Raw genomic sequence first — 17,464 nt, 5'->3', positions numbered from 1 at the left:
CAGAGCCAACGGCGCAACGGCACGCAGCGGTAATGGAATCAAGATGGGGGCAACGGCAAAAAAATAAACGGTAGCAGGTGATCAGATGAGCCTTTAGCGAGACACCTGCCCTACGGGCGTTCCTACCAGGTCGTCTATTTGCAACTGCGCCTTCTGCTTGTTGTGTTTGAGCAGCTCATGCTCGATATCGTCCAGTAGCGTCTGGAACAGCGCACCATTTTTCAAATACCGGGCGGAAAAACGCCAAGTATAAGGCTCTCCTCCATCAAGAGGCGCTGCGGTAATCGTCAGGCTACCCTCTTGGTCGATGATGCCTTTAAGAGCAAATGAGTCAGCAAAAATGTAGGTAAGGCGAGACAGACACTTCATGATGCAAGCAGAACCAGGCAGTAGTGTTTGTTAGAGGCAGCGTTTTGCTATTTATTCGCCACTACAGCGTGCCGTCTGTCTAAAGGGATAAACGGTTAGCAAAAAAATCCATATTTTTTAAAAAGTGGCTCAAGTTATTGATTTGGCAGCCGATGAAATATGCAGGCAGACAGGATACCCTGCCTAGCTGAGCATGCTGCCCCAGGGACGGGGCCCTTTCTTTCGGCCCAGTCCCTTCATTTCCATGAACATCTTCGGGTTTCGATGTTCAATGTCATCGTGGTGCTATCGCTGCCGTTGCAGTCGATACTGCCTTCTCGGAAAGTCTACCAAGCTAACGCAATGATCTTGGCTACACTTGCCACAAGCCGGAATCGCCCGCTGCGCTGAGGGGCGTCATGGTTGTATCACCTTGTCCCACTGCTACAAGGAAGGCTGTTATGGAATTCAAATGGCTACTCCGTGAGCTACAACGAGATCCCAACGACCAGGACTGGGTCAAAGGCTGGGGAGTTTATCGGAACACTCCATGGCATTTGGCTTGCGTTTACAACAGCGAGGCGGTAGCTGTCTCCGAGGCGGTAAGGCTTGGCCAGGGCTACGCCGTTTCCTGGGGAGCACATAAATTGGGCACCAATCAATTCATTATTACTGAAAAATCCTGATCTCCCTGCCTGGGTGCGATATGGCTCTGCCCAGTCGCACCGATTCATCTGACAGACAAGCGCTTCATATACCTGCCTATAAATTCCAGATCGTTTCGCAGTGTCATATTTCTGCTACCTGCTACCCGTACAAATATGTAACGAGTTGTTCCGGCTAACCACCTCAGCACGTACAGGGAGCGAACGAGTCATGCCTTCTCTCACCCGCAGAAATCTATTACAGGCAGCGGCCGTCGGGTCGGCCATCGCCATGCTACCCGCCTCGATCCAACGGGCATTGGCCATTCCCGCCCACAACCGTACCGGTACTATTCAGGACGTCGAGCATGTAGTCATCCTGATGCAGGAGAACCGATCATTCGATCATTATTTTGGCACGCTGCCGGGCGTACGCGGCTTTGCTGACCGGCTGACGATTCCATTGCCGGGCGGACGCACTGTCTGGCAGCAGCAAGGTCAAGAGCGCGTTATCCTGCCTTATCACCTCGACAGCCGAAAAGGTAACGCCCAGCGTGTGCATGACACGCCACATTCATGGGCAGACACCCAGGCGGCCTGGGACAGTGGTCGTTTGAGTGCATGGCCAACCTATAAGACGCTGACTTCGATGGGATACTACGAGCGTAATGAGGTGCCCTTTCAGTTTGCCTTGGCCAATACCTTCACGCTGTGTGACGCCTACCATTGCTCGCTGTTAGGTGGAACAGCACCAAATCGCCTGTTTCTTTGGACCGGTACCAACGGCCCCACCGGCTCTAACGTCGCAGCGGTTGTCAACGAGTGGGATGCTCCGGGGCCGCCCGATGAGGGATATGACTGGACGACCTATGCAGAGAGACTTGAGGATGCGGGCGTCTCGTGGAAGGTCTATCAGTACCTGCCGGACAACTTCGGTGATAATGCCTATGCAGGCTTTCGCCAATACCGTGCCGCAAGCGTCAAGGTTGGCAACCCCGCCCAGCCCTCTGCAGACTTTAACGACTTCGTCGTCTATCGCGAAGCGTTGGAGTCCGTCGCCCCGCTGTACAAAGGCAACGGCAATACCATGCCAGCAGCGAACAGCGAAGACCTAGAAACCATGTTCGAGAGCTTTAGACGCGACATCCGAAAAGGCAAGCTGCCTCAGGTGAGCTGGCTGGTCGCACCGGCAGAGTATTCGGAGCACCCCAGTCCCTCCAGTCCTGTTCAGGGAGGCTGGTATACCCAGGAAGTCCTTAATGCACTGACTGAAAATCCAGAGATCTGGAGCAAGACGGTACTTCTCGTCAACTATGACGAAAACGATGGCTTCTTCGACCATGTGCCGCCACCTGCCGCTCCTTCCCTACGCGCAGATGGAACACTGGCAGGTAAATCAACCATTGCCTTCGATGCCGAAGTGTTCCAGCACAAAGCACCTCCTGGCTCGAAGGACCAGCCTGCCCCCGATGGACGTGTGTACGGACCAGGGCCCCGTGTCCCGATGTTTGTCATTTCGCCGTGGAGCCGAGGCGGCTGGGTGAATTCGCAGGTCTTCGACCATACTTCGGTACTGCAATTCTTGGAAAAGCGCTTCAACGTAAAAGAGCCCAATATCAGTCCATGGCGGCGAGCGGTATGCGGCGATTTGACGTCTGCCTTTAATTTTGTTGATCCGAATCAGGAGTTATTGCCGCCCTTGCAGACTACCTCTCGCCGTGCAGCGGATCAGTTGCGGGAAAAACAGGAGCAGCTACCACAGGTCCCTGTTCCGCCTACTGACCAACAACAAGTCCCTGTGCAGCGACGTCTGGCTCGCCCTTCCCGAGCATTGCCGTATCGGATCGAGGTCGAAGCGGAAGCCAGTCCGGAGACGCGCCAGCTAACCCTGACCATGCGCAACACAGGCGAGCAAGGTCTCGTGCTGCATGTATACGATCGGCTGCATCTGGAGGATATCCCTCGCCGTTATACCATCGAGGCAGGGAAGCTGTTGAGTGATGTCTGGGTCCCCACTACTACAGATGATGGCACCTACGACCTATGGTTGTTGGGGCCTAACGGCTTTCATCGAGCACTGCGTGGCAACCTCAAGGCTCCGCAGCCAGAAGTAAGGCTGCAGCGTGACGGTAAAAGCCACAATCTGGTCATGACAATCACCAATACAAGCCTGCAGGCTATGACCGTTCAGATTGATCGGTGTCCCTATACGTTTGAAAAGCCCCACGAGTTTCAGCTTGGTGCGGGTGCCACACATAAACAGCGTATATCGACGCGCGTGAGTGGTGGATGGTACGACATTACGGTTCGGGCTGATCAGGGCAGCTGGGAACGGCGTCTGGCTGGCAGACTCGAAACTGGCCGCCATTCAATTAGCGATCCCTTGATGGGCAATACCTGACCGTCGGAGGTGTCTCACAGGCATCCCTGAGCTGGATGCCTGCCTTCCAAAACTGGTTACGCCTTAAGCTCGGGAGGAACCGTCCCGTCGTGCTCGGCCAGCTTTTGCATAACGGCCTTGTGTAGCCAGTTGTTCATCTGCTCCGAATCTCCAAGCTTATCGGCAGGACACCCAAGCTCGGCGGCCATTTCCTTGCGTGATTCATAACTGCTGTCCAGGTTAAGTACCTTGAGCAGGTCGACGATGGAGGAGCGCCAGTTCAGGTGATCAGTATGCTTAGCAGCCATCGCATCGAGACGCGCCGAAATATCCATCGAATTTTGCATGCCGGTAGCTGCCGGAGCCTGTAGTTGCTCGGCACGAGCGCTGTGGGCCGCATTGGTTTCTTCAGAATCGGTAACGATACGTGTAGACGTTTTGCTGGCATCGATAACGCCGACATCAGCCTTTCGCTGCTCTTCGTTACTAACGCCGTCCAAGCCAAGCTTGTCAAGAATCGAGCTAAACAGTCCCATGATTGACCCTCGTGATTAAACCTAGAGTACTTATGGACCCTCAGAGAGGGCCTGTGATTCAACGCTTTATGCTGCTGTAAGCGAGGCGATCATAAAAAACTATTCTTGCAAAATAATCTGTATAAAAATCAATAGCTTAAAAACATAATCTAATGTTGATTACTAATCTTAACGAGAAATCACTTTAACTCTCTGACTTTAATGCATTTTCTAAGATGTGGACGGCTTGGCTTCACGATAAATTGAAGGAAGATATCTATGAACATAAATATTAATAATTAAAATCAATGACTTATAAGACTTTACTAAGATTTTACTTTTAATATAATGGTTCAGTTGAGGTTATGGCTGCTGTTCAGCAACGCATCATTACCGTTCTTTGATATCGTTGAGTAACAGAGCGGCCTGAGAAGCCTTCCACCATTATTGCCGCGCTCAATCGCCTACTGCTCCGTATCCAATCGGGTGCAGAAGCGCAGCGCGCCTTTCTCGATAATATGGCGCACCGGTTGCGCACCCCGTGTCGGCTTGCATACCCAACGTCAATGGTTGTGCGAACGATATGTGAGCGCTCTTGATAGCAGTCGCACGTTGAGCCTGCGAGCGGATGATTCATTAGACCAATCAACTACTAACCTTGGCCCGAGCCTCAACCTACCACTTGCATACGTTCGCCCTCACCCCGCTGCGCCTGGACTAACAGGTTTAAGAGGCGATTCCTCACTACCTGGGCGGCAGATGCCGGACGCCTCGACTTAGGGCTTGAGCTGCAGGCTGCCTCAACACAAGGCAATGCCTTTCTGCTGCGTCAATCTTGTCGACAATGCCGTCCGCCATATCCTGCCTGAAGGTTGCACCACAATGCGAGACAAGCTGTCGGACCAGGCGGTCATCCTAGAAGTAGAAAACAGTAGGCCAGGTATTCCACCGGATGAACATGAGCGTATCTTCGAGCGATTCTATCGGTTTGAGTGGGTATACATGGTACGGGCCTTGGACTTGCCATTATGCGAGACATCGCCATGCCCATATTCAGCTAAGGATGGAAAAGGGCTTATGGTTCATCTGATATTTTCCTTCGCTACATGCAAAAGACAATTTCGGATTTCCGGCTACGCTCATAAGGCTGGATAACACCGGCCCTGTAATAGCAAAGCGCGTACAGGTCATTACTAGATCGTAGGGATATCCGTCATGTTCAAGTTGAAACCACTTGCACTGCTTATCGGATTACTCGGCACGACCTACAGTTACGCTGCGTCGAATACGGCCGACCTGACCCAGGGCGGCTCGCAGAATACGGCCGCGCTGACACAAACCGGGCAAGGCAACCACAGCGTTCAGATCCAGCTGGGCACCGACACTCGTCAAACGGTGCTGCAAACGGGCGAACTCAATGCGGTATCGATCTACCAGGGGAAAGGACCCGCGGGACTATTGATATCGATCAGCGTGGTGAAAGCCACCTGGTGGAGATTTATCAGGACACCCGAGGATGGTCTACCGTGGCGGTTACGCAGCGAGGCAGCGTGAACGAGGCGCGTATCGATCAGGGCAGCAATAACACCGGGCGTGTCACGAGCTACCAGGAGGGTACTCACAACCTGCACGACTTCCGGTTGGAAAACATGAGTGGGACGCCCAGCCTCAATGCCCGCACCCTGAGCAATGGCAATACCATGAGGGTTGTACAGGGCGAGGATGCTCAATACTTTATGGATGCAAACCTTGTGCAGAACGGTGACAACAATCTGATCGACCTGCAACAGCAATGGCGTCATCAGGAGGCCGAGGTCAATCAGCAGGGTAATGGCAATATCGTTCAGGTGCAGCAGAGCGGCTTGGGGCCTATCGAGGGCGAGCTGAGCGGGTCTCTGATGCAGGCCTCTCAGACTGGAAACGACAACATCCTGAACGTTCAGCAGGGAAGTGACGGCAATACTCTCGTTTCCAGCCAGAACGGTGATCGTAATACTCTGGATGTGCAGCAATGGGGTTGGTCTGGCTACCTGACTAACAAGATGACCAACCGCCTAGAAGCCACGGTAAACGGCAACGATAACCGCATGACCGTGGTGCAGATGGGGGGTGCGGGTGCCCATGAGATTATGGCCGAGCAGACCGGTAACAACAATGAGATGAACTTAAGTCAACGAAACATGACTGATAGCTCCCCGGATATGGCGCAGCGCGGGGATGGGCTGGTCATGACGGTGACTCAAATGAATACCCGGAATGACCATTTCGCGCTGGTGCAGGAAGGCACCAACCACACCCTAAGCCTTGAACGCTCAGGCATAGGCAATGAAGCAATCGTTTCTTAACTGGGTACAGCCAATATGGCCTCGCTGATGCAGCAATGATTGCCTGAGCCAGGCGGGGTATTCTCCCCGCCTTTTGTTTTACAGACCGGATACAGTAGTACCGTCTTTCAACGGATCACGTGGCCTGTTCAACATGAGTTCCTGGTACGAGCGTCGTGTTTTGCCTTATCTGCTCGATATTGCCTGCGGGATTAAACCCGTACGCCTGCAGCGGCAGTCTCTTATTCCTTTGGCGTATGGTCAGGTGCTGGAAATTGGCATCGGGACCGGGCTCAACCTTGAGCACTATGACAGGTCTCGGGTAGAGCGTATCGTCGGGCTGGACCCTTCCCTGGATATGCACCGGCTGGCTCGGTCTCGTGCTCAACGCGCAGGCCTTGATGTCGAACTGGTTGGCCTGTCGGCCGAGCGGATTCCCTTTGAGAATCACTCCTTCGACACGGTTGTGGTGACCTATTCGCTGTGCACGATTCCAGATCCGGCCGCTGCACTCAAAGAGATGCATCGCGTACTCAAGCTGCAGGGACAGCTCCTATTCTGCGAGCATGGGCAAGCCCCCGATGAAGCGGTGCGTGTGTGGCAAGATCGGATGACGCCGCTCTGGTCCCAAGTAGTGGGCGGCTGCCACCTGAACCGGGAAATAGGCAAACTTATCCATGACGCCAAATTCGAAATGATTGAATTCAAAAGGTTTTATTTAACGGGCTTACGCCCATTAACGTATCATTATTGGGGCGTTGCCCGTGCCTTAGCCTGATTACAAATCTTATAATATGTCTTATATCGCCCTATTATGAAAAAGCTAATCGTTAATCTATTTGTCTAATGAAGTTTAGAATATCCAACCAAGTGACTTATTTTAATTGCAGGAAGACGGGGTTATTCGAGACGCTCAGAGGAATATAGGGAACCCCACACAACACAAGCCCTACAGCCTACAGAACAAATTTCAACTCAATAAATGTGATTGTTTTTATTAAAGAGAAAATAAAACAATAAGATAATAGCTGTGCGCTTAGTGCCTCTCTACTACAGTAATTTCAATTTGATTCCGATGCGCTCGTAGCAAACAAGCATTTTTGTTTTATTGGCCCCCTCTCCTTTCTAAGCAGTAAAGAAATCAGATCATATTTCTAAGAAGCCTAAACTTGCATCAACGTTGTTTTCACCTTTATAAAGGTGACAGCGCTACTGGTCTTTGTCGGCCTTTTATCGCTGTCCAAGATGCAGCAGATTCGGGCAGCCGGGCCCGTAACGCGGCTTCCGCGTCCGATGCCGCTCAGCTGTCATGAGGCCAGAGCTAGTGCCGGTGCTGCACTGGCGCAGATTGCCCAGGCGATTACCGATATCAACGAGAAAAACCTGCTGGTCGCTACGGCGTCTGAAGAACAGGCCCAAGTAGCCCGGGCCGTTGACTACAATCTGGTCAGCATCCGTGACCTGTCGATACAGACGTCCGCAGGTGCCAACCAGACCGCTACGGCCAGCGCAGAACTGTCTCGCCTAGCCGTGAATATGAACCGACTTGTGATGCGGTTTGCGACGTAAAGCCAGATAGAGAAAGCCCCGGAACACCGGGGCTTTTCTTTTTCAGTCCACCAGCACAATCTGAAAATGACGTTTCTTGCCCAGGCTCAATCGGCTGCCCTCCAAAGCCGCAGACAGAGGCTCGTCCGGATTCTGGACCTGCACGTCGTCCAGACGCAGCCCACCGCCGTCCGCCAGTCGGCGCACGGCACTGCGCGAACCCTGTAGTCCGCTGGCCACCAGAAGATCGGTCAGGGTCAAGCCCGTTTGCAGTGCGGCGCGGCTGGCTTCCACTTTGGGTAGTGTGTCGCTCTGGCCGCCCTCACTGAACAACGCCCGTGCCGCTGTCTCCGCGTCACGCTGGGCCGCTTCGCCATGGCACAAACGGGTCGCCTCGTTGGCCAGAACGATTTTCGCCTCGTTAAGCTCTGCACCCTGCAATGCGCCTAGGCGACGTACTTCGTCCATGGGCAGTTCGGTAAACAGTGCCAGGAAACGCTGTACGTCCCGATCATCGCAGTTGCGCCAGAATTGCCAGAAATCATAGGCAGATAGCTTATCGCCGTTGAGCCATACAGCGCCTTGTGCCGACTTGCCCATTTTCTTGCCGTCACTCGTGGTCAACAGCGGCATCGTAAGCCCGTAGAGCTGCGGGCCATTCTGGCGACGTGACAGCTCAACGCCATTGATAATGTTGGCCCACTGGTCAGCGCCACCCAACTGCAGAGTGCAGCCATACCGATGGGCCAACTCGACGAAATCGTAAGCCTGAAGCAGCGTGTAGCCAAATTCCTCGAAGGACAGAGAGTGCTCACGATCCAGGCGATTGCGGATGGCATCGAACGTGAGCAGGCGGTTGATCGAGAAATGCCGTCCTACGGTATTGAGGAAATTCAGGTAACCCAGCCCATCAAGCCACTCGGCATTGTCTACTACCCGGGCTTGCCCGTCCGTATCGCCCACTTCCAGGTAGGTCGTAAATGCCTTGGCAATACCGGACATATTCTGAGCGATCTGGGCATCGTTCAGCACCGGGCGGCTGCTGTCCCGAAAGCTGGGATCGCCAATGCGCGTCGTGGCGCCACCGATTAAAAGCAGGATCGGATGCCCTGCACGCTGCATCCAGCGCATGAGCATGAGACCTTGCAGATGCCCGACGTGCAGGCTATCAGCCGTTGCGTCAAAGCCTAGGTACGCGGTCACTGGTCCGTTATTGAGCGCTTGGCCAAGACCGTCACGGTCGGTGATCTGATGGACGAAACCACGTTCTTCCAACAGGTGAAGCAGGTCTTGCTGGGGCTTGTTCATTGAGTACGTCTCCTTGGCTTTCTGGCCTGCGGAGACTGGGAGAGGTTGCATTCACCGAGCCGCCACAGGCGGTTCGGAATGCAGCGCAGCACCTACCACCCGAAAGAGTTCAGGTAGTAATAATACGCAGCGATAGGTGTGATAAAGGTGTTCATGGGCGACAAAGCTAACCGGTTCAGCAGGAAAGTCAAGCGAAACGGCAAATCACTAGAATTCCTTTCTTTCAACAGCCTATGACTTTTTCTCGTTTGTAGTGAGAGAAGCGGCAGACGCATAGTCTTCGCATCGTGATTAACGGCGAATCCCTCATGCGTATCTTCAACCCTGTCTTCGCGTCGCCACAAGGCTCTCCCATACGAGAGTTGTTCAAGTATCTTTCCGTACCCGGCATGATCTCGCTGGCGGGCGGCTACCCTGCCTCCGATCTGTTTGATGAAGCAGGGCTGGCAGAGGCGATGACAGTGGCCTTTCGCAATCCCGTCGGTTGCCTGCAATATTCCGGCAGTGAAGGCTTGCCGGGACTACGCGAGGCACTTGCTCAGTTGAGCCGCCAGCGTGGTATTCCCTGTGAGGCGGACGATCTGATCGTCACGTCTGGCTCGCAACAAGGGTTTGATTTGCTGGTTCGCGTCCTGCTGTCGCCGGGTGACGCCGTTCTGGTAGAACAACCTACCTACCCCGCTACGCTTCAAGCCTTACGGTTGGCTCAGGCCAGAATAGAAACCGTCGCCTCGGATCTGGACGGTATCGATCCTGCGCAACTGGATAGTCAGCTGACCCGCTGTACGCAGGAGCAACGACCGAAGTTTCTCTATCTTTCCCCCACATTTGCCAACCCTACCGGACTTACGCTTGGTCTGGAACGCCGCCGCGCCTTGCTGGAGGTGGCGATGCGTCATGACCTGCTGATTATCGAAGATGATCCGTATGGTGATCTACGCTTTACCGGCGTTGCCATTCCCACGCTGGCAGCGCTGGCTCGCACACAACCGGAAACCCGAGATCAGGTGATCTATCTCTCCAGCCTTTCAAAAATCGTGGCGCCTGGGGTTCGTATTGGCTGGATGATAGGGCCTGCCGAGGTACTTAAACGCTGTACGATCGCCAAGCAAACCGCTGACTTGTGTACCTCCGGCTGGATGCAATCCATTGCCGAAGCCTACTTGAAGCAGGGTTTACTGGAGCGGCATCTACCGGTGCTTACCGCGGCCTATCATGAGAAGTGCCTGGCGCTAGTGAGTGGTCTACAGACACACCTTGGCCAACGGTTCGAATACCAGATACCGGCCGGCGGGCTGTTTGTCTGGGGGCGTTGGTCAGAGGGGCTGGATGCCAAGGCGGTCCTCGAGCAGTCTATTGAGCATAAGGTCATGTACGTTCCAGGCAGCGCCTTCTACGCCAAATCCCCTGACCACTCTGCGGTACGGCTGTCGTTTGCTGCGCCATCGCTCAAGCAGATCGGCCACGCGGTAGAGCGGTTGGCCTTGGCCGTTCAGGCATTCGAGCATGCGGGCTAACCTACTATCCCGCCTTGCTTCCAGGCGTTGATTCTGGTGTCGCCATAGCCCAGAAGATGCCGCAACACCTGCTCGGTATGCTCACCAAGTAGCGGTGGAGGACGTCGGTACGATACCGGCGTTCTGGAAAGACGTATCGGGCTTGCCACCTGCGGAGCCGTCTGTGCCAGCGGATGCGCCATCGTAAAGGTCAGATTGCGTGCCTTTACCTGTCTATCGGCAAAAACCTGAGCCAATGAATTGATCGGACCACAAGGCACCCCCACCGCTTCGAGCAGGTCGATCCATTCTTCAGTACGCCTGAAAACGGTAACCTGCCGAATCAGCGGAACCAGTTCCATACGATGGACGACCCTCGCCTGGTTGGTGGCAAAACGAGGATCATTCACCCAATCCAGCCGGTCTGCCACCTCGCAGAACCGGCGGAACTGAGCATCATTGCCAATCGTGAGGATCATATCGCCATCGGCTGTTGGAAAGGCTTGATACGGCACGATGTTGGGATGGGCATTGCCAAGGCGCGTTGGCGACTCACCGGAGACCAGATAATTCATGGCCTGGTTGGCCAAGCAAGCCACTTCAACATCGAGCAGCGCCATGTCGATATGCTGCCCTTCACCGGTCTGAGTCCGATGGTTCAGCGCAGCCAGAACAGCCACCGTGGCATACAGCCCCGTCAGGATATCTACCAGCGCAACCCCTGTCTTGACCGGGCCACCGCCCTCGTCATCATCCGGATGGCCTGTCAGACTCATAAGGCCGCCAAGACCCTGTATCAAGAAGTCATAGCCTGCCCGCTGTGCATAAGGGCCGCTCTGACCAAAACCGGTAATCGAGCAGTAGATCAGTTCCGGGTTAAGAGCACTGAGCGAGGCGTAGTCCAGGCCATAGGCTGACAAGCCTCCAACCTTGAAATTTTCTAGCACTACATCGGATTTAACAGCCAGATCCCGAAGGATCTGCTGACCGTCGGGCTGGGTGAAGTCCACGGCTATCGAATGCTTGTTGCGGTTGGCTGATAGAAAGTAGGCTGACTCGCCCGTGCTCGCCCCTAGCGGGTCTTTTAAAAAGGGCGGCCCCCAGTGACGTGTATCATCTCCCCCACCCAGGGCGCTCGACCTTGATGACCTCTGCCCCCAGGTCCGCCAGGATTTGTCCGGCCCAAGGCCCGGCAAGAACCCGTGACAGGTCCAGGACCCGTATGCCTGCAAGTGCTCCAGCCATGAGCCAGCCTCCCTGAGAGTGATCAAAAGAAGGCCTGGATACCGGTCTGAGCCCGTCCCAGGATAAGCGCGTGCACGTCATGGGTTCCTTCGTAGGTATTGACCACCTCAAGATTGACCAGATGCCGCGCAATGCCAAATTCGTCAGAGATACCATTGCCCCCAAGCATGTCCCGGGCCATACGGGCAACGTCCAGTGCCTTGCCACAACTGTTGCGCTTCATGATTGAAGTGATCTCCACGGCGGCCGTTCCCTCGTCTTTCATTCGTCCCAGACGCAGGCAGCCTTGCAGGGCCAACGTGATATCGGTCTGCATGTCGGCCAGCTTCTTTTGAATGAGCTGATTTGCAGCAAGAGGTCGACCAAACTGCTTGCGATCAAGGGTGTATTGTCGAGCGGTGTGCCAGCAGAACTCGGCCGCACCCAATGCGCCCCAGCTGATCCCGTACCGGGCGGAATTGAGGCAGGTAAAGGGACCTTTCAGGCCGCGTATTTCTGGAAATCGGTTTTCCTCAGGGACAAAGACGTTATCCATTACGATTTCACCCGTTACTGAGGCACGCAGTCCCACCTTGCCGTGAATGGCAGGTGCGGTGAGACCTTTCCAGCCTTTTTCCAGAATGAATCCGCGGATATCACCGGCCTCATCCTTGGCCCATACAACAAACACATCGGCAATCGGACTGTTGGTAATCCAGGTCTTGCTACCGGTGAGGCGATAGCCGCCCTCTACCTTTTTTGCGCGGCTGGCCATTGATCCTGGGTCGGAGCCATGATCCGGCTCTGTCAGCCCAAAGCAACCAATCCATTCGCCTGACGCCAACCTTGGCAGGTATTTCTGGCGTTGTGCCTGAGTACCAAATTCATAGATAGGCACCATGACCAGAGACGACTGGACGCTCATCATGGAGCGGTATCCTGAGTCGATCCGTTCTACCTCACGGGCGATCAAGCCGTAACACACATAATTAAGTCCACTGCCTCCGTATTCACTAGGGATTGTGGCGCCAAGCAAGCCTGCCTCCCCCATTTTGCGGAAAATCGACGGGTCGGTCTGCTCATGCCGGAACGCCTCCAGGACACGAGGCGCCAGTTGGGCCTGTGCAAATTGCGCGGCGCTGTTGCGTACCATCCGCTCTTCATCGCTGAGCTGCTGCTCAAGCAGGAGAGGATCCTCCCAATTGAACGGTGCATTGGCTGTCATTGCAGGTCACTCCGGTGATCTTGTTGTGAAGCAAGCCTAGAAGACGCCCAACTGTGCTGCAACCGAGCAATGTGCACAGGGTTGTGCGTAAAACTCACTTCACGCCATGATGATTACCGCTGCTGTAGGCATTTGTCTGTGAGCAAGAGGTACATGTGAGAAGAAAAATACCCAGTACAGCTGCGCTGATTGCCTTTGAGGCTGCTGCCAGACACCAGAGTTTTACCCGGGCCGCAGATGAGTTGGCTCTGACACAAAGTGCGGTATGCCGGCAGATTGCAGGTTTGGAAAGCTTTCTGGGCATTGAGCTGTTTCGCCGTACTCGCCGGGGTGCTCTACTTACTGAAGCGGGATTATCCTATAGCCGGCAGGTAGCCCAGCACCTGGATGCAGCCGAGCGGGACGCGCTGGCTGTTATGGCAAGCATGGCTCAGGCCGGCTCGAACTCGCGGTAGTACCCACCTTTGGTACACAATGGCTCCTGCCACGCCTTAAGCGGTTTCAAGTACTTCATCCAGACATAACGGTCAATCTGACCAACCGTACCCGCCCTTTTCTCTTTGCCGACACTGACTTTGACGCCGCGCTTTACTGTGGAGACGGTGAGTGGTCAGGCACACAAACCCATTTTCTCATGCACGAATACCCAGTGCCGGTATGCAGTCCGGCACTGGTCAATCACAAGGATGGCATTACCGCTCAGGCTGTTGCAGCGCTTCCGCTACTGCAACAGACCACACGGCCTTATGCCTGGCGACAATGGTTTAATGCGCAGGGCCTGTCATTCCCCCATGACCTGCATGGTCCGCGTTACGAGCTGTTTTCCATGCTGGCTCAGGCCGCCATCCATGAAATGGGGGTTGCGCTGATTCCGCCGTTCCTTATCCAGAACGAGCTGGAGCAGGAGCGGCTTATCATCTTGAATACCTCTAGCTACCGCAGTGACCGTGCGTATTATCTTGCTACGACCACATCTCAAGCATTACAGACCTTTTGCGACTGGCTGCTTGGCGAGGCACAAGAGTACCGCACAGGCAGCTCATCATCAGAACACGGCATGGAAGAGCCAGTACAGCAACCCTGAAAGCATCATCGCGGCGGGTAAGGTAAATACCCAGGCCAGGGCCAGGTTGCGTACCGTAGACATCTGCAGGCCACTGCCATTGGCTGCCATGGTTCCCGCTACACCCGAGGACAAGACATGCGTGGTCGAGACAGGCAGGCCATACAGGTCGGCTGCGCCAATGGTAGCCATGGCGACCAGCTCGGCACTGGCGCCTTGAGCATAGGTCAGGTGCGTCTTACCAATGCGCTCGCCCACGGTAATGACGATCCGTCGCCACCCAACCAGGGTGCCCATACCCAGCGCAATGGCGACTGCCACCTTTACCCAAAGCGGAATGAACCGTGTCGCCTCATCGATCTGGCGCTTGAATTCATTGAGATTGTTGCGTGTGTCGTCGGAAAAAGTATCGAGCTTTTGTTTCTTGAGCAGGCTGATGCTTTCTGAAGTCAGGTACATGTCGTTACGCACGTTCATCATGGCCTGGGCAGGTACGTTGGCCAGCGTGCCGTAACTTTTCACCTCATGGGCGATCAACCCGGTCACTGCACCCAACGCCGGAATGACCTCCTCCGTGGACTTGCGGGTACGTACATATTCCAGAAGTACGCCACGTGGATCGGCCGGTGCAGCGCCAGGTACATCCCTTACAATTCCTTGTTGAGTCACCTGAGCTACAGCAACGAACTGCGGCGTTTGCGTGGCGGGCACTGCACGGTTCAGCGCATAGGCCATTGGCAAGGTACCCACCAGGATCAGCATGATAAGCCCCATTCCCTTCTGACCGTCATTGGAGCCGTGGGCAAACGACACGCCGGTGCAGGTAAGGATCAACATCCCCCGAATCCAGAACGGGGGCGGCTGAGTGCCTTTGGGCTCCTGATAGAGTGCCTTTTGCTTGACCAGCATGCGCAATGTCAGCAGCAGGAGCGCCGCACAGATAAATCCTACCAGGGGTGAGAAAAGAAGCGCATAACCCACCTTCAGCGCCTGACTCCAGTCCACCCCGCTGCTGCCGTCTCGCCCTTCCAGCCAGGCATTGGTCAGCCCGACGCCCAGAATCGATCCAATCAAGGTATGGGATGACGACGCTGGCAACCCAAGCCACCACGTTCCCAAATTCCAGATAATGGCGGCAATTAGCAAGGCAAAGATCATTGCAAAGCCATTGCTGGAGCCGACCTGCAAGATGAGGTCAACCGGCAACAGTGCGATGATACCGAACGCCACGGCGCCGCTGGAAAGCATCACACCCATGAAATTCCAAAAACCGGACCACACGACAGCGACCTGGGCAGGCAGTGAATGCGTATAGATTACAGTAGCAACCGCATTGGCTGTATCGTGAAACCCATTGACGAACTCGAACCCAAGCGCAATGACCAGGGCAAGGCCCAACAGCGCGAACGGCAACCAGGTGGTGGCTACCGATCCGGCTTCGCGGACGTCGCTGACAATACCGTAGGAACTGATGAGAATGCCGGCAAAAAGCAATGAGAAAAATAGGAAAACACTTCGGCGACTGAACGTCTGGTCCAGCCGGGGACGCGTGGCTGCGGGGGCCGCATCATGAGCCTGGATCGTCGACATAAGAGGGAACCTTATAGGACTGTTCACCTCACGCTATGCCCTCTTTGTGACATTTTGTATGCAAATATCGACCGTTTGTCCTTAAAGCGTCATCTTGTCATGAATGTTTCTTCTAGACATTTTGGGTACTGCTCAAACCCGCCGCCAATGATCGAAACCTAGTGTCAGGTCTTCAGACGCCATTTACTGCAAAAGACGCTAGCCGCCTGCATAGGTCAGGCCTTTCGCTAGTGCTGCGTCTGGTAAACTAGGCGGGTCGCTGATCTCAAGCGACCCGCCTTGCCGGCTTATCCAGCCGGCAGCTGTTTAGAAGATACTGATTGGGTAGTCGATGAAGATACGCACTTCGTTACCGTCATCGTTGTAGGAGCGGACATTGTTTGACGTGCGCAGGATGGAGTTACGCAGACGTACCGAAAGGTCCTTGGCCGGACCGTTCTGGACAACGTACTTCACCTGATTGAACAGCTCGCGCTCCTTGCCACGCCCATCTCCGGCATCGATATGATCACCGCGAACATAAGCCAGCTGATAGCTCAGGCCCGGAACCCCATAGGTGGAGAAATCCAGCCCATAGCCCAACTGCCAGGAACGCTCGTCCTTGGCGTTGAAGTCCGACCAGTAGGAGTTGGCAAGAAAGATCGTCATGCCGCCGTCACCTATGCCGCCCGCGTTCTGATACCAGCCGTAGGGATAGCCAATATCACCCGTGCTGCGCTGGTGCGCCAGAGTGAAGGAGTGAGGCCCTACCGAGTAGGTAGCCGCCAGACTCCAGATCTTGTTGTCGCGGGCATCGGCATCACCTGAATAAGTCTGGGCAAAGCTCTTGTCCAGCCGCGTCTTGTAGCCATTGAAGTCAAACGTCAGAGACTGGTCCTTATCGATGGGCAGGACGTAGTTCAGGTTGATGTACTGCTTTTTTAGGACGTCTTTGACATCGGACGCATAAAGCGATGCCATGAACTGATCCGTGAACTTGTAGCTGCCACCGATGACATCGATCTTCTTCAACCCACCGCTATCACGCCCTTCGGCACTCTTGCGGGACTCCTCGGTGAAACGCCCTACGTTGAGGACAAGCCCATCGATTTCCTTCGAGGTAATCAGCGTACCGGTATAACTTTCCGGCAGTAGGCGTGAGGTGTCCGAGTTCAAGACCGGCAGCGCCGGCATCTGATCACCGTAGGTGATGGTCGTGTTGGAAAAACGTGCCTTGATCGAGGCGCCGCCCTTGGCGATATTGCTGGCCGCCTCACCGCTGTCGCCCTGTTTGAAGAAATCGATACCGCCAGCACCCGAGCGGCCCTTGCCACCGTCCAGGCGCAGACCGTACAAAGCAAATGCGTCGACGCCAAACCCTACGGTACCTTGTGTAAATCCAGATGCAAAATTGGCCGTTACGCCTTGCCCCCACTCCGCCTTGTCTTGATTACCGTGCTTATAGTCACGGTTCATGTAGGCGTTGCGCAGGAACAGTTTGAGGCTGCTGTCCTCAATAAACCCGTTGGAGGTCTGGGTTTCAGCCGCCAATGCGTGGGTAGCACTCAATACGCCACAAGCAATCAAGGTAATCCGTTTGTTTAACATCTACTGCCGTTCCTTTCTGACTAATACGGTGTGACGATCAGGCTTGTCTCTATAGGTCTTTCCTGACGGACTGGAAGGATTCCCGCACACGTGAGTGACAGGAATGCTCATGGCTTACCGGTTGGGTGTCGCCTCGGCGGGTAAGCCTACGCGAGCGCTCCAAAAGCCTTATAAGGCCTGGCAAATCATGAGTTCTCTCGTGAAAGGGTATG

At 54.7% G+C, this 17,464-nt stretch carries 13 protein-coding genes and 3 pseudogenes; 9 read left to right on the top strand and 7 right to left on the bottom strand.

All coding sequences use genetic code 11. The features are described 5' to 3' along the window. Positions 1 to 93 precede the first annotated feature (93 nt). Positions 94 to 369, bottom strand: coding sequence for a hypothetical protein (locus EAW52_RS22640; RefSeq protein ID WP_010798485.1), 276 nt, complete (start codon positions 367 to 369; stop codon positions 94 to 96). A gap of 440 nt (positions 370 to 809) precedes the next feature. Between EAW52_RS22640 and EAW52_RS22635 the strand changes: the two genes are divergently transcribed. Beyond that, positions 810 to 1,034, top strand: coding sequence for a hypothetical protein (locus EAW52_RS22635; RefSeq protein ID WP_010798486.1), 225 nt, complete (start codon positions 810 to 812; stop codon positions 1,032 to 1,034). Positions 1,035 to 1,224: 190 nt separating this feature from the next. After that, entirely contained in the window at positions 1,225 to 3,393 is a 2,169-nt protein-coding gene (locus EAW52_RS22630; RefSeq protein ID WP_122044161.1) for a phosphocholine-specific phospholipase C, read from the top strand. Between the two features lie 56 nt (positions 3,394 to 3,449). On the opposite strand, the gene EAW52_RS22625 is transcribed toward EAW52_RS22630, so the two are convergent. Then, on the bottom strand, positions 3,450 to 3,908 hold the full coding sequence (locus tag EAW52_RS22625; RefSeq protein WP_122044160.1) for a DUF3597 domain-containing protein: 459 nt from the start codon (positions 3,906 to 3,908) through the stop codon (positions 3,450 to 3,452). Positions 3,909 to 4,700: 792 nt separating this feature from the next. Between EAW52_RS22625 and EAW52_RS26985 the strand changes: the two genes are divergently transcribed. The 5 genes and pseudogenes from EAW52_RS26985 to EAW52_RS22600 form a co-directional block, all read left to right on the top strand. Then, positions 4,701 to 5,042, top strand: a complete 342-nt coding sequence (locus EAW52_RS26985) for an ATP-binding protein (protein WP_122044159.1) — start codon at positions 4,701 to 4,703, stop codon at positions 5,040 to 5,042. A gap of 60 nt (positions 5,043 to 5,102) precedes the next feature. Next, complete coding sequence (locus EAW52_RS22615; RefSeq protein ID WP_122044158.1) at positions 5,103 to 5,441, top strand: hypothetical protein; 339 nt, start codon at positions 5,103 to 5,105, stop codon at positions 5,439 to 5,441. Further along, positions 5,414 to 6,232, top strand: coding sequence for a hypothetical protein (locus EAW52_RS22610; protein WP_122044157.1), 819 nt, complete (start codon positions 5,414 to 5,416; stop codon positions 6,230 to 6,232). The genes EAW52_RS22615 and EAW52_RS22610 overlap by 28 nt, the downstream gene beginning before the upstream one ends. A 133-nt stretch (positions 6,233 to 6,365) precedes the next feature. Then, the gene (locus EAW52_RS22605; protein ID WP_122044156.1) at positions 6,366 to 6,989 is read left to right on the top strand and encodes a class I SAM-dependent methyltransferase; all 624 of its coding nucleotides are present in this window, start codon (positions 6,366 to 6,368) and stop codon (positions 6,987 to 6,989) included. 533 nt (positions 6,990 to 7,522) lie between these two features. After that, positions 7,523 to 7,780, top strand: a pseudogene (locus tag EAW52_RS22600) (methyl-accepting chemotaxis protein); the annotation flags it as partial. A 42-nt stretch (positions 7,781 to 7,822) separates the two neighbouring features. On the opposite strand, the gene tyrS reads toward EAW52_RS22600, so the two are convergent. After that, positions 7,823 to 9,067: a tyrosine--tRNA ligase gene (gene tyrS / locus EAW52_RS22595; protein ID WP_122044155.1), complete on the bottom strand. Its 1,245-nt coding sequence runs from the start codon at positions 9,065 to 9,067 to the stop codon at positions 7,823 to 7,825. A 308-nt stretch (positions 9,068 to 9,375) separates the two neighbouring features. On the opposite strand from tyrS, the gene EAW52_RS22590 reads away from it, so the two are divergent. Beyond that, positions 9,376 to 10,584 carry a PLP-dependent aminotransferase family protein gene (locus tag EAW52_RS22590; protein WP_122044154.1) on the top strand — a complete coding sequence of 403 codons (1,209 nt, stop codon included), beginning with the start codon at positions 9,376 to 9,378 and terminating at the stop codon, positions 10,582 to 10,584. Here EAW52_RS22590 and EAW52_RS22585 read toward each other — a convergent pair. Both EAW52_RS22585 and EAW52_RS22580 read right to left on the bottom strand, forming a co-directional pair. After that, positions 10,581 to 11,808, bottom strand: a pseudogene (locus tag EAW52_RS22585) (CaiB/BaiF CoA transferase family protein). The gene EAW52_RS22590 and the pseudogene EAW52_RS22585 sit on opposite strands and share 4 nt — an antisense overlap. A 22-nt stretch (positions 11,809 to 11,830) precedes the next feature. Then, positions 11,831 to 13,012, bottom strand: coding sequence for an acyl-CoA dehydrogenase (locus EAW52_RS22580; protein ID WP_122044153.1), 1,182 nt, complete (start codon positions 13,010 to 13,012; stop codon positions 11,831 to 11,833). A gap of 155 nt (positions 13,013 to 13,167) precedes the next feature. On the opposite strand from EAW52_RS22580, the pseudogene EAW52_RS22575 reads away from it, so the two are divergent. After that, positions 13,168 to 14,096 (top strand): annotated as a pseudogene (locus tag EAW52_RS22575) (LysR substrate-binding domain-containing protein). On the opposite strand, the gene EAW52_RS22570 reads toward EAW52_RS22575, so the two are convergent. Continuing rightward, complete coding sequence (locus EAW52_RS22570; RefSeq protein WP_122044152.1) at positions 14,058 to 15,665, bottom strand: inorganic phosphate transporter; 1,608 nt, start codon at positions 15,663 to 15,665, stop codon at positions 14,058 to 14,060. The pseudogene EAW52_RS22575 and the gene EAW52_RS22570 sit on opposite strands and share 39 nt — an antisense overlap. A 306-nt stretch (positions 15,666 to 15,971) precedes the next feature. Next, entirely contained in the window at positions 15,972 to 17,252 is a 1,281-nt protein-coding gene (locus EAW52_RS22565) for an OprD family porin (RefSeq protein WP_122044151.1), read from the bottom strand. Positions 17,253 to 17,464: the final 212 nt, after the last annotated feature.

This window comes from Pseudomonas sp. LTJR-52 (assembly GCF_003691465.1).
Taxonomy (GTDB): Bacteria; Pseudomonadota; Gammaproteobacteria; order Pseudomonadales; family Pseudomonadaceae; genus Chryseomonas; species Chryseomonas luteola.
The sequence above is the reverse complement of the archived record's forward strand: the minus strand, read 5'-3'. Positions and strand labels throughout refer to the sequence as shown.